Source organism: Vibrio sp. R10-SF1-ISO8 (assembly GCF_059833805.1).
The window spans coordinates 481,036-503,875 of sequence record NZ_JCBDHL010000021.1 but is presented as its reverse complement, the minus strand read 5'-3'; the positions used below and the strand labels follow the sequence as shown (position 1 = coordinate 503,875).

The 22,840-nt window shown below is 44.7% G+C and carries 18 protein-coding genes and 2 tRNA genes; 12 read left to right on the top strand and 8 right to left on the bottom strand.

From position 1 onward, the window contains the following. Positions 1-163: 163 nt before the first annotated feature. Positions 164-2,866, bottom strand: a complete 2,703-nt coding sequence (adhE, locus tag AC6R00_RS20435; protein WP_004748499.1) for a bifunctional acetaldehyde-CoA/alcohol dehydrogenase — start codon at positions 2,864-2,866, stop codon at positions 164-166. A gap of 612 nt (positions 2,867-3,478) precedes the next feature. On the opposite strand from adhE, the gene AC6R00_RS20430 reads away from it, so the two are divergent. Together AC6R00_RS20430 and AC6R00_RS20425 are read left to right on the top strand one after the other, a co-directional pair. Continuing rightward, positions 3,479-4,117 (top strand): YchE family NAAT transporter, encoded by a 639-nt coding sequence (locus AC6R00_RS20430; RefSeq protein WP_500641727.1) that lies wholly within the window; start codon positions 3,479-3,481, stop codon positions 4,115-4,117. Between the two features lie 49 nt (positions 4,118-4,166). Next, on the top strand, positions 4,167-5,015 hold the full coding sequence (locus AC6R00_RS20425; RefSeq protein ID WP_500641726.1) for an ion transporter: 849 nt from the start codon (positions 4,167-4,169) through the stop codon (positions 5,013-5,015). On the opposite strand, the gene AC6R00_RS20420 is transcribed toward AC6R00_RS20425, so the two are convergent. Then, positions 5,012-5,422: a hypothetical protein gene (locus AC6R00_RS20420; RefSeq protein WP_500641725.1), complete on the bottom strand. Its 411-nt coding sequence runs from the start codon at positions 5,420-5,422 to the stop codon at positions 5,012-5,014. The genes AC6R00_RS20425 and AC6R00_RS20420 overlap by 4 nt on opposite strands. A gap of 71 nt (positions 5,423-5,493) precedes the next feature. Continuing rightward, positions 5,494-6,609, bottom strand: a complete 1,116-nt coding sequence (asd, locus tag AC6R00_RS20415; protein ID WP_486795466.1) for an aspartate-semialdehyde dehydrogenase — start codon at positions 6,607-6,609, stop codon at positions 5,494-5,496. Positions 6,610-7,057: 448 nt separating this feature from the next. Between asd and nhaC the strand changes: the two genes are divergently transcribed. Further along, positions 7,058-8,494, top strand: a complete 1,437-nt coding sequence (gene nhaC, locus AC6R00_RS20410) for a Na+/H+ antiporter NhaC (RefSeq protein ID WP_239853216.1) — start codon at positions 7,058-7,060, stop codon at positions 8,492-8,494. A gap of 51 nt (positions 8,495-8,545) precedes the next feature. Here nhaC and AC6R00_RS20405 read toward each other — a convergent pair whose 3' ends face one another. The 3 genes from AC6R00_RS20405 to yejK all read right to left on the bottom strand — a co-directional run bounded on the left by AC6R00_RS20405 (position 8,546) and on the right by yejK (position 12,174). Continuing rightward, positions 8,546-9,697, bottom strand: a complete 1,152-nt coding sequence (locus AC6R00_RS20405) for a chemotaxis protein (RefSeq protein ID WP_500641724.1) — start codon at positions 9,695-9,697, stop codon at positions 8,546-8,548. Between the two features lie 68 nt (positions 9,698-9,765). Next, a complete protein-coding gene (locus AC6R00_RS20400) occupies positions 9,766-11,067 on the bottom strand; it encodes an Hpt domain-containing protein (protein ID WP_500641723.1) in 1,302 nt (433 codons plus the stop codon). 105 nt (positions 11,068-11,172) lie between these two features. Further along, the gene (yejK, locus tag AC6R00_RS20395) at positions 11,173-12,174 is read right to left on the bottom strand and encodes a nucleoid-associated protein YejK (RefSeq protein WP_500641722.1); all 1,002 of its coding nucleotides are present in this window, start codon (positions 12,172-12,174) and stop codon (positions 11,173-11,175) included. Between the two features lie 84 nt (positions 12,175-12,258). On the opposite strand from yejK, the gene AC6R00_RS20390 reads away from it, so the two are divergent. From AC6R00_RS20390 to AC6R00_RS20375, 4 genes are all read left to right on the top strand, one after another. Beyond that, complete coding sequence (locus tag AC6R00_RS20390) at positions 12,259-12,483, top strand: YejL family protein (RefSeq protein WP_004748486.1); 225 nt, start codon at positions 12,259-12,261, stop codon at positions 12,481-12,483. 28 nt (positions 12,484-12,511) lie between these two features. Beyond that, positions 12,512-14,317, top strand: a complete 1,806-nt coding sequence (locus AC6R00_RS20385) for a DUF3413 domain-containing protein (RefSeq protein ID WP_500641721.1) — start codon at positions 12,512-12,514, stop codon at positions 14,315-14,317. 54 nt (positions 14,318-14,371) lie between these two features. Next, a tRNA-Pro gene (locus tag AC6R00_RS20380) sits at positions 14,372-14,448 on the top strand. A gap of 259 nt (positions 14,449-14,707) precedes the next feature. After that, positions 14,708-14,798, top strand: a tRNA-Ser gene (locus tag AC6R00_RS20375). Positions 14,799-14,958: 160 nt separating this feature from the next. Here AC6R00_RS20375 and AC6R00_RS20370 read toward each other — a convergent pair. Both AC6R00_RS20370 and AC6R00_RS20365 read right to left on the bottom strand, forming a co-directional pair. Continuing rightward, positions 14,959-15,441 carry an NUDIX domain-containing protein gene (locus tag AC6R00_RS20370; RefSeq protein ID WP_500641720.1) on the bottom strand — a complete coding sequence of 161 codons (483 nt, stop codon included), beginning with the start codon at positions 15,439-15,441 and terminating at the stop codon, positions 14,959-14,961. Between the two features lie 9 nt (positions 15,442-15,450). Next, a complete protein-coding gene (locus tag AC6R00_RS20365) occupies positions 15,451-16,374 on the bottom strand; it encodes a histone deacetylase family protein (protein WP_500641719.1) in 924 nt (307 codons plus the stop codon). A gap of 565 nt (positions 16,375-16,939) precedes the next feature. Here AC6R00_RS20365 and AC6R00_RS20360 point away from each other — a divergent pair. The 5 genes from AC6R00_RS20360 (at position 16,940) to AC6R00_RS20340 (ending at position 22,829) form a co-directional block, all read left to right on the top strand. Then, positions 16,940-18,268, top strand: a complete 1,329-nt coding sequence (locus AC6R00_RS20360; RefSeq protein ID WP_500641718.1) for a carbohydrate porin — start codon at positions 16,940-16,942, stop codon at positions 18,266-18,268. Positions 18,269-18,629: 361 nt separating this feature from the next. Continuing rightward, entirely contained in the window at positions 18,630-19,625 is a 996-nt protein-coding gene (locus AC6R00_RS20355) for a LacI family DNA-binding transcriptional regulator (protein WP_049843552.1), read from the top strand. Between the two features lie 24 nt (positions 19,626-19,649). Beyond that, on the top strand, positions 19,650-20,894 hold the full coding sequence (locus tag AC6R00_RS20350) for an ABC transporter substrate-binding protein (RefSeq protein WP_049843551.1): 1,245 nt from the start codon (positions 19,650-19,652) through the stop codon (positions 20,892-20,894). Positions 20,895-20,956: 62 nt separating this feature from the next. Continuing rightward, a complete protein-coding gene (locus AC6R00_RS20345; protein ID WP_500641717.1) occupies positions 20,957-21,946 on the top strand; it encodes a carbohydrate ABC transporter permease in 990 nt (329 codons plus the stop codon). 1 nt (position 21,947) lies between these two features. Beyond that, the gene (locus AC6R00_RS20340; RefSeq protein WP_004748472.1) at positions 21,948-22,829 is read left to right on the top strand and encodes a carbohydrate ABC transporter permease; all 882 of its coding nucleotides are present in this window, start codon (positions 21,948-21,950) and stop codon (positions 22,827-22,829) included. Positions 22,830-22,840 lie beyond the last annotated feature (11 nt).

Here is a 22,840-nt window from a genome sequence, read left to right as displayed (position 1 = left end):
CGTTACTTAACTATAGGTATAGACATAAATGAAAAGTTTATCGAACAATTAACCCTAACCAAGTAGACGAAAAAAGCCCCAGTCTTTCGACTGGGGCTTTGGTCTTTTCCCGATAGATAAGTGTCGTGCTAGCGAAAACTTATCTCATGCTGAATCTTACTTATTATGCTTCAGCTTTTGCTTTCTTAGCTTTTGGTGCTGCTTTCGCTGCTTCTTGGTCTGCTTTCTTCTTGATAACTGTAGTACCTTCGAAAGTTTCACCTTCAACAAACGCTTTACCGTAGTAAGAAGCAAGTAGAACTTCTTTCAGCTCAGTGATTAGAGGGTAACGTGGGTTAGCACCTGTACACTGGTCATCGAACGCTTCAACAGCTAGCTCGTCTAGTTTCGCTACGAAATCAGCTTCCGAAACACCCGCCGCTTGGATAGACATTGGAATGTCTAGGTTACCTTTAAGCTCATCCAACCATGCTAGTAGACGTTCAATCTTCTGAGCAGTACGGTCACCAGCTTGGCTTAGGCCTAGGTGGTCAGCAACTTCAGCGTAACGACGACGTGCTTGTGGGCGGTCGTATTGAGAGAACGCAGTTTGCTTAGTTGGGTTATCGTTCGCGTTGTAACGAACAACGTTAGAGATTAGTAGTGCGTTCGCCAGACCGTGTGGTAGGTGGAACTCAGCACCAATCTTGTGAGCCATAGAGTGACAAACACCTAGGAATGCGTTCGCAAATGCCACACCAGCGATAGTTGCTGCGTTGTGTACTTTTTCACGAGCGATTGGGTCGTTTGCACCGTTCGCGTAGCTTGATGGTAGGTATTCCTTAAGCATCTTAAGCGCTTGTAGAGCTTGACCGTCTGAGTATTCGTTCGCTAGAACAGATACGTAAGCTTCTAGAGCGTGAGTTACTGCATCGTAACCACCGAACGCTGTTAGAGACTTAGGCATGTTCATTACTAGGTTCGCATCTACGATAGCCATGTTTGGCGTGATTTCGTAGTCAGCTAGTGGGTACTTAGCACCAGTCTTGTCGTCGGTAACAACAGCGAATGGAGTAACTTCTGAACCCGTACCTGAAGTTGTAGTGATACAAACAAGCTCAGCTTTTTTACCCATTTTAGGGAACTTGTAGATACGTTTACGGATATCCATGAAGCGCATTGCTAGTTCAGCGAAGTGCGTTTCTGGGTGCTCGTACATTACCCACATGATCTTAGCCGCATCCATTGGAGAACCGCCACCTAGCGCTAGGATAACGTCTGGCTGGAAGCTCTTCATTGCTTCAGCACCTTTCTCAACAACAGATAGAGTTGGATCCGCTTCTACGTCGAAGAATACTTGAACTTCGATGCCTTGAGCTTTCAGTAGTTTCACTACTTCATCAGCGTAACCGTTGTTGAATAGGAAACGGTCAGTAACTAGGAATGCGCGTTTCTTACCTTCTAGGTCGCCAAGAGCGATTGGAAGGCTACCACGACGGAAGTAGATAGACTTAGGTAGTTTGTGCCACAACATGTTTTCAGCTCGCTTCGCTACAGTTTTCTTGTTGATAAGGTGCTTAGGACCTACGTTCTCAGAGATAGAGTTACCACCCCATGAACCACAACCTAGAGTTAGCGAAGGTGCAACGTTGAAGTTGTAAAGGTCACCGATACCACCGTGAGTCGTTGGGATGTTTACAAGAATACGTGCAGTTTTTAGCTTGTCACCGAAGTAACGGATGCGGTCTGCGTTTGTGTCTTGGTTTGTGTATAGGCCAGATGTGTGACCGATACCGCCGATTTCAACCATAGTTACCGCTTGAGCTACTGCGTCTTCGAAATCATCAGCGCGGAATAGACCTAGCGTTGGAGATAGTTTCTCGTGAGCGAATGCGTCATCGTAAGAAACTTTACCTAGACCTTCACCAACAAGAACTTTAGTGTCTGCAGGAACTTTAACACCTGCTAGCTCAGCGATTGCTGCTGCTGGTTGACCAACGATTTTAGCGTTAAGTGCGCCGTCGATAAGAAGGACTTTACGTACTTTATCTGCGTCAGCTTTGCTAAGTACAACCGCTTTGTGCGTTGCAAAACGCTCTTTCACTTCGTCGTATACTTCGTCAACTACGATTGCAGCCTGCTCAGAAGCACATACTACGCCGTTATCGAAAGTCTTAGACATTAGGATAGAAGCTACTGCACGTTTAACGTCAGCAGTTTCGTCGATTACTACAGGAACGTTACCTGCACCAACACCGATTGCTGGCTTACCTGAAGAGTATGCAGCCTTAACCATACCTGGACCACCAGTTGCAAGGATAAGAGCGATGTCGTCGTGCTTCATTAGACCGTTAGAAAGCTCTACAGATGGTTGGTCAATCCAACCGATGATGTCTTTTGGAGCACCCGCAGCTACTGCTGCATCTAGAACCAGTTTCGCTGCATCGTTGGTTGAGTTTTTCGCACGTGGGTGTGGCGAGAAGATGATGCCGTTACGAGTTTTTAGTGAGATTAGAGATTTGAAAATTGCAGTAGATGTTGGGTTAGTTGTTGGTACGATACCACAGATGATACCTACAGGTTCTGCGATAGTCATTGTACCTAGGTTGTCGTCTTCTTCTAAGATGCCACAAGTTTTTTCATCTTTGTATTTGTTGTAGATGAACTCTGACGCGAAGTGGTTTTTGATAACCTTGTCTTCAACAATACCCATGCCAGACTCTTCAACCGCTTGTTGTGCTAGCGGGATACGAGCGTGGTTAGCTGCTAAAGATGCTGCACGAAAGATTGCGTCTACTTTCTCTTGAGAGAAGGTTGCAAACTCTGCTTGTGCCGCTTTAACGCGAGCAACCATTGCATCTAGTTCAGCCATATTAGTTACAGGCATAGTGAATCTCCTAAATTGATAAATATTAAAAACTTTTTAGTAAGGCCACTGTGATTGTTAGAACAGAGTTCTTAGTAAATCGCTTTCAGGACTGAGTATATTATTTCAGGTTATGAAAAAAATTGACCCAGATCAGTTCTGAAAAACTATTTACCCACTTAGTGGTACAAGAATCTCAATTTTTCGTTTAAGTCCATATTTTTCATAGACTTAAATCACAAAATATCATTGAGCATTTTTGCATCAATTGAACAACTAAACTTGCAATCTGACCATATTTTGTAAAAAAGTTTCATTTTCTGACCACAGACTTACATGTAATCCATAAACTTTGTGCTACTGAGAGTATATCCAAAGCGAACTATCTCTCTATAATCGGACTTATTTTTTACTGAAAATGTGCGAATGTTAACGTTTATGTAAAACGCTCATTTTTTCAACCACATTCTACGTAACAAAGTATGTCATTAGTATTTACGTTTTTTTCAATAATAAGATTTTCTCAGTAATGGCATCGTTTTAACTTTAGTTTTTTTCATTCGTTCATGGGCAAATTTTCAACTATATTCCGCATGTAATCCGTTCCCTCTTTTACTTGTGTAGGCACACCGAATGCAAACGTTCGAAATCGCAATCTTTTTGCAGTTTTTTCTCGGTTTAGTAGCAGCTGTCAACCCTGTTGGTATCATGCCGGTCTTCGTCTCTCTCACCGGTCATATGACTCAAGAAGAGAAAAACAAAACGGCAGTGACCGCTAACTTGGCTGTGGCTATTATTCTGGTCGTCTCTTTAATGGCAGGTCAGATGCTACTCGATATGTTTAGCATCTCATTGGATTCGTTCCGTGTGGCCGGCGGATTGCTGCTGCTAAGTATCGCGTTCTCTATGATGAGCGGTAAGCTCGGTGAAGATAAGCAGAACAAACAAGAGAAATCGGAATACGTCAGTCGCGAGCAGATTGGCGTTGTGCCACTTGCAATGCCCCTTATGGCAGGTCCAGGTGCGATCAGCTCAACAATTGTTTATGGCTCTCGCTACCCGAGCATGTTTGATACTGTCGGCATTATAGTCACCATCGTACTGTTCGCATTGTGTACGTGGCTTCTATTCCGTTCTGCTCCGTTAATTGTGCGCTTTTTAGGGCAAACAGGCATCAACGTAATCACGCGTATTATGGGGCTTATTCTGGGCGCTCTAGGCATTGAGTTTATTGCCAACGGTTTGCGCAATTTGTTCCCAGGGTTAGCTTAAGCCCTATATTCAAGTATGATAGAGTGACCTAAATAAATATCGCTCTATCATGCCTAGAAACTCTTTAAAACATCATCTCTACGTCATTATCTTTGGTACCCACACAAAAGCGGGCCGAGCATTTGATCTTGCACTCATAGTAGCGATTTTGGCTTCTCTGGTCGTACTGGTCTTAGAATCTATCCCTTCCGTTAGGGCGGTTTGGGGCACACAACTGCGGTATATGGAATACACCTTTACCGCTCTGTTCACACTTGAATACCTATTAAGGCTTTATTGCTCACCAAAGCCGGTGGCATATGCAAAAAGCTTTTATGGTGTCATCGATTTACTTGCGATTCTCCCTACCTATTTAGCCATCTTCTTCCCGTCAGCATCATTTATGGGAGTAATACGGGCGCTAAGAGTCATGCGGATCTTCCGCGTTTTGAAATTAGTGCGTTACCTACAAGACTCGAATATCTTGCTCAGATCTCTGCTGATGGCAAAGCGTAAGATTTTTATCTTCTTTACCACAGTCGCAATTTTGGTCACCATTTTCGGTGCATTGATTTATGTGATTGAAGGACCACAGAACGGTTTTACCAGCATTCCACAAAGCATCTACTGGGCGATTGTGACAATTACTACCGTCGGTTATGGTGATCTGGTTCCTCAGACAGCACTAGGAAAAGCGATCGCCTCGATGACGATGCTGTTAGGTTACTCCATACTGGCTGTGCCGACGGGTATCATTACTGCGGAACTAAACCAAGAGATGAGCTCACATAAAACCTTAGTTAAGTGTCCTAACTGCATGCAAACAGGTCATGACTCGGATGCACTTCACTGTAAGCATTGTGGTAGTGAACTCGCAGACCCAGATATGCGTGTGGTGCCGGTGGAGAAATCGACTTAACTTAGCGTGCCGTATCGCTGGTCTAAGTATTTGACGGTCAGCCACCCGATGAGCAATGCACTAACCCATGAAGATACGGCAAGCCAACTTAACCAGGTGCTTATCACAAGCGCGCTCGCCAGTAACATACCAATGCAGTACGTCACCCTCGACACTCTTTGGCTATGACTATTTGCTGCCCACACAGCTGCTAATATGGTTGCACATGCTGACAGACCAACACCGAACACATCAACGACGAACACAACATCGTGCCACCAGCCCACATAACACTCACCGCTACTACCAAAGCCTTTAGGACAAAATAATATCGCGGCCAACGAAATGAGCTCGCCGATCAACATATGAGTAACGAGCCATGCCGCGATCGCCGCAACGACAGCAAGAAAGATACGTGGAATACTCATTGACTACCTTAATAAAAAAGACCCTACTAAAAGAGTAGGGTCTTGATTGATAAAGGCAAATCTAATTGAGGTTAAGCTTTTTCATTCAAGATAATACGTAGCGTACGACGTAACGGCTCAGCCGCACCCCATAGCAGTTGGTCACCAACTGTAAACGCGTTTAGGAAATCATCTCCCATTGCCATCTTGCGTAGACGACCTACTGGAATAGACAAGGTACCTGTTACTTTCGCAGGCGTTAGCTCTTGCGCTGTGATATCACGATCGTTCGGGATCACTTTAACCCAATCGTTGTGCGTCGCGATCATCTCTTCGATCTCGTCCATAGGCACATTTTGCTTCAGCTTGATAGTCAGAGCTTGAGAGTGACAACGCATCGCGCCAATACGAACACAGGTTCCATCAATTGGCACTGGTGCATCACTGAAACCGAGAATCTTGTTCGCTTCAACACCAGCTTTCCACTCTTCTTTGCTTTGACCATTGTCACGCTTAACATCAATCCAAGGGATCAGAGAGCCTGCTAGTGGCACACCGAATTTATCCGTAGGGAAAGAGCTGCCGCGCATGGTATCAGCGACTTTCTTGTCGATATCTAGAATTGAACTTGAAGGATTAGCAAGTTCAGAGCTGACGGAATCATTGATCACACCCATTTGCGAGATCAGCTCACGCATGTTTTGCGCACCTGCACCCGAAGCTGCTTGGTAAGTCATCGCGCTGGTCCACTCAACCAGACCTTTCTCAAATAGGCCACCTAAACCCATCAGCATCAAACTCACTGTACAGTTACCACCAACAAAGGTATTTGTACCACCGTGGATACCTTGTTGGATCTGGCTTAGGTTGACAGGGTCTAGTGTAATAATCGAATCTTGCGCCATACGTAAAGTTGATGCGGCATCAATCCAGTAGCCTTTCCAACCTGCTTGACGTAGTGCTGGGTAGACTTTTTCCGTGTAGCTACCACCTTGACAAGTGATCACTGCATCTAGCTGTTTTAGGCTCTCAATATCGAAAGCATCTTGAAGTAGGCCTGCCTCTTTACCTAAGTTAGGTGCAGGAATACCGATCTGAGATGTGCTGTAAAAAACTGGCTCAATAAGGTCAAAATCTTTCTCTTCAACCATTCGCTGCATTAGCACAGAACCCACCATGCCACGCCAACCGACTAAACCTACTCTCATTCTCAACTCTCCGTGTATTCAATTTTAAAAAGGGAATAGCTCAATATTCAATTTTCGCAGCAAAATCTCAAGAGAAAATTGCATCAAATCTGTAACTTTTATTTCTTATTTCGTTAATGCCGACCAGAAGCCTTATTTTGTCGACTTTTTCACCACTTGTTATTTACCTATACAAAAACGCGCCACAGACAAAACAACAACGAAAAGTTCGTGCTACACAATATTTACAATTAGAAACAACTATCGCGATAAGATTTAACGTTTAACCACATTTATAACTAGCAATAATTTAATCAACAGACACAACTCACACGAAAGCGACAATTTATCGAAATATTATTCTATCTAATGTAGAGTGCCCTACGTCCTTAAAAAGGGGTTAACACTCCTTCGTAAGCAGAATTGTTCCACTGTTTACATTTGCTAATAAACAATTAAGAGGCTCCGTATGACACAACATACTCCCCGTCTGCCAAGCTTGATGCAGGTTGTTGTCTCCCTTGGGTTATTCTTGCTAATGGCGTTTTCGTTCACCGCCAAACTTGATTTACCCATTCAGCTAGCTCTATACATTGGCTGGTTCATTATCATCGTTTTAGGTATCCGTTTAGGCCACAAATACAAAGAGTTAGAAAAAGCAGCTCTGAACGGAATTTCTAACGGACTAGGTGCCGTACTCATTTTACTTGCCGTTGGTGCTCTGGTCGGTACCTGGATCTCAGGTGGTATTGTTCCAACCATCATCTACTATGGTCTGAAAGCTATCCATCCTTCAATTTTCCTTTTAGCCACGATGATCATCTGTTCTCTAACCGCTCTGGCGACAGGTACATCATGGGGCGCTGCGGGTACTGCTGGTATCGCGATGATGGGTATCGGTCAAGGTCTTGGTGTTCCAGCACCAATTACCGCAGGTGCTGTCCTATCAGGCTGTTACTTCGGCGATAAGATGTCTCCGCTGTCAGACTCAGTTATCTTGGCTTCATCAATGTCTAATGTTGAAGTGGTTGAGCACATTAAAGGCATGCTGCCAGTAGCCCTGATCAGCTACATTATTACCGGTATCATGTTTACTGCGTTTGGCTTCCACTACGCGGGTAACGTTGATATGTCTCAGGTGCAATCTGTTATCCAAGCAATGGAGCAGCAATTCTACATTACGCCTTACTCTTTTGTGCCTGTGGTTATCGTGCTCGGCTTACTCGCAATGCGCATGCCTTCTTTCCCTGTTATCAGCTTTGGCTCACTGCTGGGTATTATCTGGGCAGTAATGATTCAGGACGTAGACTTCCTGCAAGCGTTCAATACCGCTTGGGCACCTTTTGAGATTGAATCTGGCGTTGGTTTCATTGATTCGATTCTTAACCGAGGCGGTATGTCATCAATGCTTGGTTCAGTGGCTGTTATCGTATTTGGTTTGGGTTTCGGCGGCCTACTAGATAAGGTCGGTGTATTAGAAACGATTGCTAAACTGTTTGAGCGTCGCGTTCAAAGCGCTGGTTCTCTAGCGACTAGCACCATTGGTACTGCCTTTATGGGCAACGTATTTGGCTCAGCGATGTACGTATCTCTTATCCTAACACCTAAGATCTGTGCTAAGAACTACGACCGTTTGGGTTATAAACGTAAGAACCTGTCACGTAACGCAGAGTTTGGTGGCACACTGACTTCAGGTATGGTGCCTTGGAGTGACAACGGCATCTACATGGCGAGTATTCTTGGTGTCGCAACCCTCTCTTACGCGCCGTTTATGTGGTTGAGCTTCGTATGTATCATCGTCACCATTATCACATCTTACATGGGTTGGTTTGTTGATAAGTGTGAACCGACGGCGACCGCAGAAGTTGCTGACGAAGAAACAGAGTTAGCTAAGCAAACAGCTTAAAAACACTCAACAAATAGCAAAAGCGCCTCAACTGAGGCGCTTTTTTATTGCTTATCGGTCGACCTTCTTGGCCGCACTCCGTTTACCTAACAGGTAACCTAAGCCTAATGGTGCGAAGAAAATAGCAACGATAAACAACACAAAGTAAATGATAGTGCTCTTAATCAATACCACGAGCTTATCCATCGCAAGAGCAACAACGTCTTGCGAAACTTTATCAATATCTTGGGTAAACTTTTCTCTTTCGGCACTGATGATTAAAGCAATTTCAGCCCGTTCACGGGCGACCATCTGCTCCAACGCCTGACGCTCGGAACTTAATTGCTCCAACCTATCCGCAGTACGATTGTCAATTTCTTGCACTAGCGGCTGCAGTTGAATCGACATTTGACGAGCTAGGTCTTCCATATACTGAGGGTTGTTGTTAACGAAATCTTGGAACGACTCAGAGGTGAGCTGAATACTCTTAAGCGTTTCTGTCAGTTGTTCACCGCTGACACTGCTGTTCATCGCGATAAGCTGCGCTTTCCAAGTCATGAGTTTAGGGGTTTGCTCAGAGACTAAACTCAATCGATCAGACACATCCCCTAGCGCTTCTGGCATAGTCCCGAGGGTTGAAACCGCTTCATCTTCACTAATTTCATGCGCTTGTAACCAAGCACGGTAGGCTGGAGTACGGATAAAAGAGAGATCTTCAAATGGATGAGCGCGAGCAAAATCCGTCACAAACTGCTTCGTCGATTTATAGTGCGTCCCTTTGAACAATGATTTCGCCAGTTTATCGATTTCACTGGTTAGCTGATTGGATACCTGCTGCGCATGTGATGTGGTAAATAGCCCTTTACCTGCTCCCGATACAAAAAACTCATCCATCTGTTCAGTAAACACCCAAGCATCCACTAGCGCAGCGGTAGGGTTCACTTGATAGGTCGACTGTTGAATACCCTCTTCCGCATTTATCTTCCATAATAAAACGTAGGATTGGTGCAACTTATCCTGCGCATCATAGCTAGCAGAGATAGCGTCAGCAGCTTGTTCGACTTGAGAAAAAAACTGTTGAGTGTACTCACGCGTCAGCAAACGCATGTTCAGCTCTTGCTGAGTTAGCGGCGTCGTTTGACTGTCAAGCTTAACCTCAAGCAATGAACAACCACCACTTAACAAGATAGCAGTGAAAAGCCAAACCTTTGCAAAACGGCTCATTTGAATGTTTAACCTCAGATAGACATAAAATACGCGCGATATTCTATACCTTAAAAGTCAGAAAACCGTTAACTATTGATAGTATTGCGCTCTTTTAAGAAAACTCTGGCTTCTTCAATCGCTCTATCGAGACGTATTTTAAGCTCTTCGACACTATTTGCGTCAACGTTATTGGTATCCTTGAGGGCGACTTCAACTTTACCAGCCGCTTCGCGTAACTTAGTGGCACCTAGGTTGCCACCCACCCCTTTTAAGCTATGGGCTTTTCGTTGTGCCTCTTCAGGTGATTCGTTAACTAGCTGAACGATTTTATCCGCATCTCCGGTATGATCTTCAATAAAGACCTCAAGCAACATACAAACAGATTCCATGTCGTTGTTTAACGACTCAAGCATCTTATCGAAATCAATTTCACATTCGCTCGTTCCCGTAATTGTGGTCACAGGCTCGGCTTGTGCAGTCTGTTTCTCGATAACAGGCTCAATAGATGCTTGTGGTGGGGCCACTACGCTGTTTGCAGCTGGTGACGAATTTGTAGCAATTTCTTCAGGTTCGGGGACTGATGGTTTTGCTTTAGTATCATCCTGTTGGGATCGCAAAGTAGTTGGTCTAGTGTCACTCGCACGCAGGAGTGATAAATAACCGCCCAGAATACACAAGGTAAGCAAGATCCCGAGGATAACATGACGAATAAGCAGTTGATCAAACTCCCCACGTAGCACACTGATCTGATTCAGCACATCGTGAGTTTGCAGTTTCTCAACAATATATCGACCTTGCGCGTAGCCACCTAAGACAGAAGATACTTGTGCCAATACCTGTTGTAGGTCTTGGCGCTCTTTAGCCGATAATTGATTAGATTGAGAGTATATATTGTCGAGGTCTCGATAAACTTGGGGGCTAGAGGCGCTATCACCAAACACTGCTTCAAGCACGTTGGTACTAAGGCGGAAGTAAACCACTTCTGTGCTCTGTCCCTGATAGCGCTCACGCATGGTACCAATCTGGTCGACCAAGCTCAGGAGATCAAGGTTGTTATCTAGATAGACTTGGGACTGCTCGATAAAGCGATCAGTGGTAAACAATAATCGGTTAATGTCTGGCAATAACCAACTGCTTTGATAGTGGGCATCAAGCTGAAGACGCAGCGCGTAGATAAGCTGCAAGTTAAGAGATTGAGAATCCGCCATGTTTTCTCTATATGGCGAATCAAAAGAAAAAGCATCACGCAATTCTTGGATGCTCGTGCCTAATTCATAGACCTGTTCTTTAGTAGCTTCGATTGAACGGTAACTGCTCGCGATTACAGCAATACTCACAACCCATACTGCTAACAATATCCAGCCAATTTTAAGCGCTTTCCCATCCATGCTCTTGCCTGTAGATAAATCCCTAGTAATACAAGAATATACACTATCAAGCAGAAGTGGAGGACTAACTAGCAAAATGTTGCAGTCAGTCCTATTCTATAGAGGCTATTTATTACGTGTTAACTGGTCACGTAGATTTGGTGGTGTGCCTTTGATCGTTAACGTATCGGTTTCTGGATCGTAAAAAATACGCTCACCAAGCAATAAACTATCAAAACTTACATTCAGGCCACCGCCCGCACCTACATACTTAGTCAGCTTGCGTACGGCAGTGCGATCACCAGGGAAACTCTCTTCTAGTTCGTAGCCTTGTTCTTTAGTGTAATCCAAGAAGCTAGTGCCATCTTGAGAAGGAGGCAGTTCACCGGACAGTTCACGAACTTGAACTTCATCACCTGATTTTATTTGCTCATTGCAGTAATCCGCGACTTGCTTTTTGTAGCTGATAGCTTCGTCTTTCTCTAACTTAGAGTCTGCACAGAAATCTTCGACCGCTTGCATCAACACTTGGTTTTGTACTTTGGTGTCTAAACCGACTTCTGCCTGTAGGAAATCGAGGAAAAAGTCAGCCACTTTACGACCAACACGACCTTTGATGTAAGCTAAATAACGGTTTGACTCTTTGTCAGTCTCAAAGCTGGTTAAGTCGATTCGCGCTGCAATATCCATCTTGCTTAAGTCAAGGTAGTCCGTTGCGCTGATCTCTAGACCTTCTGTCACCTTAAGACTTTGATTTGAAGGAATAATCGCCACAAAAAGATAATCTGTTGCCAGTGACTGATATTCAGCAAAGACTAAGATGCCTTCGTCAGCAAACGGGTATTTTGATAATTCATCTTTAAGGCGGTTAGCACTTAACTGTGAGAAATCGTAAAAGTTTTGATTTCCTTGACGAAGATCTTGCAACCAGTTGTTAAATTCGCTGTCAGACTTAAAAGAACCAAAGCCTTTACCGGCTTTCGAGTTGAACACTCTATGAAGCTCTGCAACTAGGTCTTCGGTCGAAGTATCGTTAGATAGAGACTCTGAACGAAAGTTAACAACTAGTTCATCTGCGTCGTTTTTCTGTAATTGATGTAGGATAACGTTTGAAAGATGAAGGCTCATGATGAAATTTATCGCCGCGTAGGTTTCAGTTGCGTGGCATTGTAGGTTATCATAAGCCGCTTTACTATCATCATTAGAGTCTTTATGCCGATTACATCTAAATACAGCGACGAGCAAGTAGAACAAATCCTTACTGAAGTGGCTGCGGTACTTGAAAAACATGCAGCGGGTCCAGAGCTTGCGTTAATGATTGCTGGAAATATCGCTACCAATGTCTTAAATCAAGATGTTGCTGCTTCACAACGCAAAGCAATTGCTGAAAAATTTGCAGAAGCGCTTGTTTCTTCAATTGAAGATAAAAAACACTAAAAATAATAACGGACAATAGAACACTTACATGGTCGATAACGGAAATACATACGGTGAACGCGTATCGCGTTTAGTGGGATGGGGACACTGGTTCGCCTTTTTCAACATCATCGCTGCAATGCTGATCGGTACCCGTTATATCTCTCAGTCTCCGTGGCCAGAGACCCTACTTGGTCAATTCTACTTGATGATTTCTTGGGTCGGTCATTTTGGCTTCCTTGTATTCGCCCTATACCTGTTGGTTCTATTCCCACTCACCTTTGTCATACCGTCACGAAAACTGTTCCGTTTAGTGGCGGTCTGTTTTGCAACTGTAGGGCTAACGATCCTACTTATCGATACGCAAGCCTACCAAACCATTAACTTGCACCTAACGCCTGTTGTTTGGGAAGTGTTGTTTAGTGATGAAGGTTCGACCATCAGCGTCGACCTACAGCATTTGTTTATTGTCTTACCACTGATATTTTTGCTCCAACTCGCGTTGTCTGAATGGGTATGGCGTAAACAACGTAAACTGTCACACAAGCATGTCGGCCGACCATTATCGGCGCTGTTTTTCGTTAGCTTTATTGCTAGCCACCTTATTTATGTGTGGGCGGATGCCTACTTCTACAATCCGATCACCGCTCAGCGTGCCAATTTCCCTCTTTCCTACCCGATGACGGCGAAGTCATTTATGGAAAGACACGGCTTATTAGATCGTGAAGAATACCTAAAACGCCTTGAACAAAGCCAAGATAGCATTGAGTTAGTAAGCTACCCGCTCGAAACCATCGAGTTTAATCGCCGCGCTAATCCGCTTAATATCCTAGTCGTTAGTGTTAACAACCTGCGATCTGATATGCTGACCGAACAGACCATGCCGGCGACTTACAAATTTGCGCAGAACAACCTGAACTTCACCAACCACTACAGTTCAAGCAACGACTCGTTTGGTGTGTTTGGCTTGTTTTATGGTTTACCAAGCAGCTACTCAAGCAGCATTAAAGCTCAAGGTTCAAAGCCTATCCTGATCGATACCTTACTTGAAAAGCAGTACCAATTTGGTCTGTTTAGTGCAGATAACTTCGACGAACCTCTATACGGTGAAACCGTTTTCCGTGGCATGAACTTCAATGGTATCGCTTTTAATGACGCAAAATCGGCAGATAACCAAGCGATAGATGCTTGGTCTGACTGGGTGCAGCAGCAGGGCAAGAAACCTTGGTTTAGTTACATTGAACTAACCACCGTAGATAATTTCAGTGCCTACAACGACAGCGACCAGCAGCTGCCTACTGGTGAGAAACTAAAAGCGGGATACAAAAACTCGGTTAGCCAAGCAGACACAGAGCTAAATAATTTGCTTGAGCAAGTAAACGCGCTAGAGCTTGATGAGTCGACAGTGATTGTCATTACCTCTAACCACGCCACTGAGTTTAATGAAACTAAGACGAATAGCTGGGGTTCAAACACCAACTACAGCCAATACCAGTTAAAGGTCCCTATGATTATCCATTGGCCTGGTAAACTCGCCGGTGAATACAAGCACAGAACCAGCCACCTTGATATGTCAGTTACCCTACTCCAAGATTTGCTTGGTGTATCATCTAACCCAACAGACTTTAGCAGCGGCCGAAATCTATTCGATGAGCGCAAGCGTCGTTGGATTCTAGCAGGTGATTCTCGTGAACTTGCTTTGATTACGGCGAAAAACACCACGGTGATTGATAAGTTTGGCAATTACAAACTGTACGATTCCAATTACCAACGCTTAAAAGATGAAAATCCGACACTACCTGTGTTGATGCAAGGTTTAACAGAATTGCAGCGTTTTTACGCAAAAAGTAACTAAATCATAGCCTTATAGGATTGACCCTCTAATCGTTTAGGTTTAGATTAAACACATCGGACTGTAGCGCAGCTTGGTAGCGCACCGTCATGGGGTGTCGGGGGTCGCAAGTTCAAATCTTGTCAGTCCGACCATTACACCTAAAGCCTGTTGCTTTTATGAGCAACAGGCTTTTATTTTGCGAGATAGCGAACTTCTCTCAGTCAATAGCGCCTTTTCCTTCCGCTTATATGCTTCTAAGACAACTGGCTGTTTTCACTCGTCAAACATTGTAAAAGTATAATAAATCGTCGCCTATTCAAGTTTTTACCGCCAAACGCTCATTATTAAAGCAAACAGTAAAATTAGGGGTTTACAACTTTTCTCAACCTCTATATGATTCGCTTCAACAACGGAGAGATGGCTGAGTGGTTGAAAGCACCGGTCTTGAAAACCGGCATACGTTAATAGCGTATCTAGGGTTCAAATCCCTATCTCTCCGCCACATTCAAAACCCTAGTCGAAAGACTGGGGTTTTCTCGTTTTAAAGCAGGAAAACTCGATAGGGATTTATTAAATCCCTAGTTGGGCGCAACCCTGGCACTCCGCCACATTCAGTAAAAAAGCCGCTAAGTAATTAGCGGCTTTTTTCGTTTCAACTCATTCTAAAGATAATCGATATCTTCATTTTCACCCTGGATATAACTGCCAAGGTGAGTAGAGAAGCGTTTGGTCTCAATCAATTCGATAAGCTTATCTTTGAGTTCTACTGGATACATTCTTTTATCTGCGAGTTCCGTTAGTGATAGCCACTCGACATCCTGAATATATTCCTCATCATTTAAGCCCGATAGATTATCGAGGTTCGGAACACCGCAATAAGATTCGATCAAATAGAAGAACTCAGCGTGGTAGCGCTGTTTATGCGTTTCGAGAAACTCCCTTACGCAGATAAGCTCTCCAACTTGAACATCTATGCCCGCCTCTTCTTTAAATTCACGAACCACACAGGCTTTCGAACTTTGATCGCTTGGCTCCATACCACCACCGGGTGGAATCCAATACTCACCGGTAAAGTCTTTCACTTTAACAAGTAGCATTGCACCGTCTTTAATCAGTATTCCTGCAGCTCGAATTCTGTGTTCCATGATAATCCTTTAACTTACGTATACGTTCAGTGCAGCGCGAATAAGCTGCATATGGATTGGGACAAGCGCTTGATGCTCTGTACGATACCCACCTCCAACCACACACGCTATCGGTAACTGTTTTTCCTGAGCCAGTTGAAACATAAACACATCTCGCGTGTAGATAGCGTCACTAGAGATATTCAAATACCCTAGCTCGTCATCTTCATGAATATCAACGCCTGCATCATATAGAATGAGATCGGGCTGATGTAGATTAACAGCCATTTCAACCACCGAGGTGAATGCCTCAAGAAACTCAGCATCCCCCGTTTCTCTGCCTAACGGTACATCAAGATCAGAATCTGGCTTGCGTGCAGGGAAGTTCTTATCACAGTGGAACGAGAGGGTAACTATCGCGTCCTCTTCTTCGCACAGTGTTGCCGTGCCGTCTCCATGATGCACATCGCTGTCAACAATCAATACCTTATCTATCCCTTCAAGAGTCAGTGCCCTTTGGGCTGCCAACACCAGATCGTTAACTAAACAGAAGCCACTACCAAAATCCCTGTGCGCATGGTGATATCCGCCGCTTAAATGGATAGCGACACCATGCTTAACGGCCTGATGAACCGTTTCGCACGTTCCACCTGCGGACGTCAGCGTCCGAGTAATCAGTGTTTCGCTCCATGGAAACCCAATTCGACGCATCTTTGGCGCAGGTAGTTCACCTGACGTAAGAAGTTGTATGTAGTCAGGACAATGAACTTGACTCACTTCCACACAATCAACTGGGGCTGGCTGCACATATTGAAAAGCCTGCTGCCATATTGGGTTTACAGCTCGTTGCTGTTCTATTGCTTCAAACAGGAGTCGATATTTATTGATTGGATAGCGATGCCCGTCAGGCAGCGGCAACTCAGAATAGAGAGAGTGGTAAATCAGAGGAATCATAACAACACAAAGTCCATAAGGTTGGATTCATGGTATCAGCTTGATTTGCGGTTGCAAAACAAGTTAAATGATAATAATTATCAATACAATGCAAGAGACTAATTTTGAATACTCGATACTACTTGTTACTAGGGGTTGCGGCTGGAACTTTATCTGCCCTGTTTTTGTTTCTAGCGATGTTATTAAGCAGTTGGTTTTTGATAAAAATGGTTCTTTCCTAGCCGTATAGAACTTCCTAGATTGTAAGAATTTTACGTTCTATGAAAACTTTCAGCATAGTGAAAGCATTCAAAGCAAGAGGCTTTTTTAAGCGCAAAGCATTTGAATGTAACGTGATATACCTTATAGAAAATCATGAAATGAAAGCGATTTCATTGAATTCATCACCGGTGAGAATTATAGATATCCAATTGTTTTTAATATTAATAAACGACTCATCATTCAAGAGTGTAGTTTCATGACAGTCTCCTCCTAGGCGTGGTGTGAAGCGCTCAAACCTTTTCATCCATTTCATTTTTTAAGATTCCCAATAGAACAAAAACACAATGTCATATAGGGAATTATCATGAAAAAACTTAAGCTATTGCCTATTTCAATTGCAGTGGCAGCTTCGCTTGCTTCCGTCACCTCTTTTGCTACTGAAACTGAACTACAGGCTCTCGAACAACGCATCCAGGAACTGGAAAGCCGGATGCAGACCGATTACGTCAACGACCAGCAACCTGCCGTGCTATCACCTGATATTGAGGTTCCTCTTGGAGTGGTCTTCTCTGGCTATGCTCGCTATGGCGCACATTACCAATCCGGTGACCAGAAATATGTTCAGGTCGATGGTTCATTTAATGGCTCGTCAGCGATTGGTCGTTTAGGCAACGAAGGCAATGGCGGGGAGTTTCAGTTGGCAAAGGTCTTTCAAAGTGACAACGGTGCTATCTGGGATGTTGTCGTGATGTTCGACCATTGGGGCGATGAGGTAAACATCAAAAAAGCCTACGCAGGTGCAACCAATGTATTTGAAAGCCAGCCCAACGCTTATGTATGGGCAGGGCGTGACTTCCACCAGCGTCCACAACAAGGCATTAATGATTACTTCTGGATGATGCACGATGGCCAAGGAGGGGGTATCAACAACCTAGAACTTGGCTCGGTCAAACTTGATTTTGGCGTAGTCGGTGCCGTTGACAGCTGTAGCCCAACGATAGAACCAGGTGCTAATCCTTCAATCAATTGTACTGGTGGTGCGGGTACTGGCGACAGTGGCGCTTACGCTTTCACTTCTAAACTGCATGGTATCAATCTTGGCTTCGCCGACCTTGAACTTTACGCTAACTACGGATTTGATTCAGAAGCGATTGATGATGCAAAGAGCATTAATGCGTACCAACTAGGAGCGGTTTTCTCTCGCCCACATAACAATGGCTCCAACCGACTGGTACTAAGATACTCTGATAACGCGGATAATGGTGTTTTCTGGAAAACCGATAATCTGACGACGCTCTATGCGAGCTTTGAAGGTAATTCTACTCTTGGTGAAAGTGCCGCTGTTGAGTACTTGCTTGCCTACCACGATTATTCAGTCGATGGCTCTTCAAAGGTCGAAGATGAGCGAACCAACTACAGTGCCATCGTTCGCCCTATGTACTTCTGGAATGATGTCCACTCGACTTGGTTGGAAGCAGGTTATCAAGTAGTAGACTACGCCAGAGCCTCTGATGACAACTCTGGTTGGAAAGTGACGCTTTCACAAAACATCGCCTTTGATTGGGGATCTGGTGCACGTCCAATGCTCCGCTTCTACGCAACTGCAGGTGAAGTCGACAATAAAGCAACCGCAACAACAACCGCTAAGCAAGATACCTTTAGCCTAGGCGCCATGTGGGAAGCCTGGTGGTAATCAGCACAATACTGTCCAACTATTTCGCTAGCAATCTAACAATATTCTGCTAGCCGCTTCAACTTAACTCCAAACCATTTGAGCCGCTTTTTAGCGGCTCTTTTTTTGTCGGTAACAAAACCTAGATTCAATCATCTCAGCAATACATTTGTGCATCAAATAACCATTTCATGAAACAGTTTCATGAGGTAGATAGAAACTGCATACCGCTTCATCCTTTGAACAATAAGGCTTTTCAGGGCTTATTTGAGTGTGATTTTTCTCACATAGGCTTTAACTAAGATCTTTAATACTAAGCCTCATGAAAGCGGTTTCGAAAACGTTCATGCGTTTAGGTGAAAAGCAGTTGTAGAGGTAAGTTGTGGCAACCATAAAAGATGTTTCTGAGTATGCAGGCGTTTCTCAAGCGACAGTATCTCGCGTCATCAATGGCACGAGTCGAGTAAGCCATGACAAAAAGCTCAAGGTTGAGAAAGCCATTCAAGTTCTGGGTTACCGCCCAAACTCGATTGCTCAGGCACTCGCATCTAGCCGCACTGGCAGCATTGGCATCATAGTCCCTGAGCTCGGTGGTCCGTTTTATTCTGGCATCCTGCATAGTATTGAAAAAAGGCTACGCCGTTTTGGCTATCACGTAATCGTCACTGCTGGCTCAAATACCGAACAGGGCCAACGTGAGTCGGTGGAATTTCTACTTGGGCGTCGAGTCGATGCAATGATTTTGCACACTCAGCACCTCTCAGATGACTACCTCACAGAGCTTGAAGCAAAAGGAGTGGCTTTGGTTTTGGTCAATCGTTTCGTACCAGAACTAGCACAGAACTGTATCGAAATTGATAACGAATTAGGGGGCCAACTGGCAACCGAATATTTGTTGCGAATGGGGCATCGCGACATTGCATGTATTACCGGCCCTCTGGACAAATCAGATGCACGGGGGCGTCTGCAGGGTTACCGCAAAGCGATTGAAGAAGCGGGACTCCTGTTCGACGAAGCACTGATTTCAGAGGCCGGTTTTACCGAAGAGTCTGGCATAAGCGCAATGCGCAAGCTGCTAAAGCGTGAACGACCTTTTACCGCCGTTTTTGCCAGTAATGATCATATGGCGTTCGGCGCTTTTGAGGTATTGAAAGAGCACAACATTCAGGTCCCAGATCAAGTGTCACTGATTGGCTTCGATGACATTTTGTTTGCTCGTTATATTTCGCCGCCGCTTACAACCGTGAATTTTCCCATTGAGCAAATGAGTGCCGAAGCGGTTCAACTGGTTATTCAAATACTCAACAAAAACAAGCGAGATGTGAGCTTCAAACTGTCACCTACCCTAGTGCCTAGAAGCTCAGTAAAACAACTCTAAATAAAGTCATTTAAGGACAAGAAGATGAAACTAAAAACTTTGACGCTTGCCACTGTCACCGCACTTGGACTTGCTACGACAGTCAACGCCGCCGACTCAATTATTCGCTTTGACGGCTTCCCAGATTTCGATAGCAGCCTCAAGGTTCTGCTGCCTGACTTCGAAAAGGAGACAGGAATCAAGGTCGATTATCTGATGAACAATCATGGCGACCACCACACCAAACTGACCACTAACCTTGCGACAGGCTCAGGTGCAGGCGATGTTATTGTCGTTGATGTCGAAAAAATTGGCCCTTTTGTCGCTTCTGGCGGTTTAGTTAACCTATCTGAAAACTATGGTGCCGATAAGTTTGCCGAGAGTTTTGCTCCTTATGCTTGGGCGCAAGGTAAAGGTGCCGACGGTGATGTTTATGGTATGCCTGTCGACCTAGGCCCTGGGGTAATGTACTACCGCAGTGATGTGTTTGCTAAAGCGGGCATTGATGTAAACCAAGCGATCAAAGACTGGGATTCTTACATCAAAGCGGGTGAAGAGCTGAAGAAAAAAGACGTTTACCTGATTGCTTCTGCGGCCGACGTTGCCCAAGCGATTATCTTCACCACAGTGCCTGAAGGAGAAGGACTCTACTTCGATGCAGACGGTAACCCTGTGGTCACCTCTGAGCGCTTTGTGCATGCTTTCGAAGTGGCAAAAGAGATCCGTGAAAAAGGCTTAGATGCGCGAATCTTAGCGTGGTCAAACGAATGGTATGAAGGTTTCCGCAATGGCACCTTTGCCACTCAATTATCTGGTGCATGGCTGCTTGGTCACCTCAATAACTGGATCGCACCTGAAACCGCAGGTAACTGGGGCGTTTCTCACCTGCCAGATGGTATCTATGGTAGCTGGGGTGGATCTTTCCTCTCAATTCCAACTCAGTCAAAACACCAAGATGAAGCGTGGAAACTGATTGAATACATGACAACGCGTCGTGATATTCAGCTTAAGCACTTTGAAACCATTGCGGCATTCCCAGCCAACACTCAAACCTACGATGATGCTTTGTTCCAAGAGGAAGTCGAATTCCTAGGCGGTCAAAAAGCTCGTTTGCTGTTTGCTGATGTGGCGAAAAACATCAAGCCTGTTGCTCCCGCTAAAGGTGACCATGTTGCTCGCTCGATAATCTTAGAAAATGCTCTGATGGAAGTACTTGATGAAGGTAAAGACATCAAAACTGCACTCAAAGAAGCAGAGCGCATGATTAAGCGTCGTACACGCAATCTTTAATTGGTTACATATTTGGTAAGAAAGGAAGGCGTACTGCGCCTTCCTGACTAGAGGTCGTTACTATGAATCATGCAGCGAGCAAGGTTATGGAAACATCACAACGCGAAAGCCTTTTTTCTCGCCTGAGTTTGAAAGCGCTTACACCGTATGGATTCCTACTGCCGTTTTTGATTATTTTCTCGGTATTTGGGATTTTCCCACTGCTTTTTTCTATCTATCTCTCTTTTCATGAGTGGAACCCGGTCGAAGGCCTTGGCGCTATGGACTATGTGGGGCTAGAGAACTACCACATTGCTCTAACCGACCCTTGGTTGTGGCGCTCATTAAAAAACACACTTTGGCTTGCGATTACGTCAGGAGTGGCACAACACTTAGTCGCTCTGCCCGTTGCCTACATTTTGGTCTCGATGAGTGATCGCCTTCGCCACTGGCTAACATCCGCGTATTTTCTGCCTTTCATTACCTCGACGGTTGCGGCATCGCTGATCTTTTTCAACATGTATTCGCCTAACTCAGGAATCATTAACCAAAGCTTGATGGTATTAGCGGATAGCTCTTTGTTTGGCTGGGCATTTACTTGGGTGAATGACTACCAACCAATTCGTTGGCTTGATGACGCCACCATGGTGAAACCGTCTATCGCAATTATGGTGTTCTGGAAATACACCGGGTTCAACATTGTGCTCTACACAACCGGTTTGATGACGATTCCAAAAGATATTCTTGAAGCCGCCCGTATGGATGGTGCTAACGCTTGGCGTCGCTTCTGGAGCATTTCACTACCTATGATTCGACCATTTATCTTCTTTGCAGTCACCATGACCATCATCGGCAACCTGCAACTGTTTGAAGAACCATTCGTGTTAACACGTGGTACGGGTGGTACCGGCCAATCTGGCTTAACCATCTCAATGTACTTGTACAAAGTGGGTTGGGAATGGCTTGAAATGGGCACCGCTTCAGCGATCTCTTGGCTGCTGTTTATGTTGATTGCTGGCTGTACCGCAATTCAATTCTTCTTCTTCGGTAAAAAAGGTCTGGGAGAGCAATAAGATGACCACAAACTCGATAACTTCTCCTCGCTGGCGACCAAGTGATCGTAGCCTAGAGATATTTACCAAACTGCTGATGGCATTACTTGCTGTAGTCCTGATTGTTTCTGCGATTATGACCGTGTTCCCTTTCCTGTGGTCTGCACTGCTATCCACGCGTGATAGAACGGAGATCTTTGGCTCTGGGATCAGCTTCGCTATCGGCGACAGCTTAGCGGTTAACTACGCCAAGCTATTGGAAATAATGCCATTCTGGCAAGCGATGTTTAACTCAATCTACATCGCGTTTTTGGGCACTACGATTTCATTGCTGTTTTGTAGCATGGGTGGCTATGCGTTTGCTGTCTACAAGTTCAAAGGCAAAACCTTGCTGTTTGGTATGTTGGTCGGCTCGATGATGATCCCACCAGTGCTCAGTTTGATCCCCTACTTCATGATCGTCAAATTCCTTGGCTTGCTCGATAACCATCTAGCTGTGTGGCTGCCGTTTACCACTACACCATTTGGTATTTTCCTGATGCGACAGCATGTGGTTGCGTCAGTACCTAAGGAGCTGTTAGAAGCGGCTAAGCTCGATGGCGCAGGCGAGTTTAGAACCTACTGGAGTGTTGTTCTGCCACTAATGAAACCCGCTCTAGCAACGCTTGCTATCGTTCAATTCGTTTTCTTCTGGAACATGTTTATGCAGCCTCTGGTTGTACTCACAACTCCAGAAAACTATGTCATTACCCAAGCGCTTCGCAGCGTCCAAGGTATCCCAAATACCCCTTGGGGAGCGGTCATGCTAGGTACAACCATTTCGATTCTTCCACTGGTTGTCACTTATCTATTCGCGTCGAAACAAATGATTAGCGGCCTGACGTCAGGCGCTGTTAAAGGTTAAAAAGGTTTAAA

Coding starts and splice junctions, on each gene's coding strand:
- yejK (WP_500641722.1), bottom strand. CDS start 12,174: ATGAGCCTTCATCTTTCAAACGTTATCCTACATCAATTACAGAAAAAC.
- AC6R00_RS20420 (WP_500641725.1), bottom strand. CDS start 5,422: ATGAGTATTCCACGTATCTTTCTTGCTGTCGTTGCGGCGATCGCGGCA.
- AC6R00_RS20385 (WP_500641721.1), top strand. CDS start 12,512: ATGGTCGATAACGGAAATACATACGGTGAACGCGTATCGCGTTTAGTG.
- AC6R00_RS20370 (WP_500641720.1), bottom strand. CDS start 15,441: ATGGAACACAGAATTCGAGCTGCAGGAATACTGATTAAAGACGGTGCA.
- AC6R00_RS20350 (WP_049843551.1), top strand. CDS start 19,650: ATGAAACTAAAAACTTTGACGCTTGCCACTGTCACCGCACTTGGACTT.
- AC6R00_RS20405 (WP_500641724.1), bottom strand. CDS start 9,697: ATGAGCCGTTTTGCAAAGGTTTGGCTTTTCACTGCTATCTTGTTAAGT.
- AC6R00_RS20340 (WP_004748472.1), top strand. CDS start 21,948: ATGACCACAAACTCGATAACTTCTCCTCGCTGGCGACCAAGTGATCGT.
- AC6R00_RS20400 (WP_500641723.1), bottom strand. CDS start 11,067: ATGGATGGGAAAGCGCTTAAAATTGGCTGGATATTGTTAGCAGTATGG.
- AC6R00_RS20390 (WP_004748486.1), top strand. CDS start 12,259: ATGCCGATTACATCTAAATACAGCGACGAGCAAGTAGAACAAATCCTT.
- AC6R00_RS20430 (WP_500641727.1), top strand. CDS start 3,479: ATGCAAACGTTCGAAATCGCAATCTTTTTGCAGTTTTTTCTCGGTTTA.
- AC6R00_RS20360 (WP_500641718.1), top strand. CDS start 16,940: ATGAAAAAACTTAAGCTATTGCCTATTTCAATTGCAGTGGCAGCTTCG.
- adhE (WP_004748499.1), bottom strand. CDS start 2,866: ATGCCTGTAACTAATATGGCTGAACTAGATGCAATGGTTGCTCGCGTT.
- AC6R00_RS20365 (WP_500641719.1), bottom strand. CDS start 16,374: ATGATTCCTCTGATTTACCACTCTCTCTATTCTGAGTTGCCGCTGCCT.
- asd (WP_486795466.1), bottom strand. CDS start 6,609: ATGAGAGTAGGTTTAGTCGGTTGGCGTGGCATGGTGGGTTCTGTGCTA.
- AC6R00_RS20345 (WP_500641717.1), top strand. CDS start 20,957: ATGAATCATGCAGCGAGCAAGGTTATGGAAACATCACAACGCGAAAGC.
- nhaC (WP_239853216.1), top strand. CDS start 7,058: ATGACACAACATACTCCCCGTCTGCCAAGCTTGATGCAGGTTGTTGTC.
- AC6R00_RS20425 (WP_500641726.1), top strand. CDS start 4,167: ATGCCTAGAAACTCTTTAAAACATCATCTCTACGTCATTATCTTTGGT.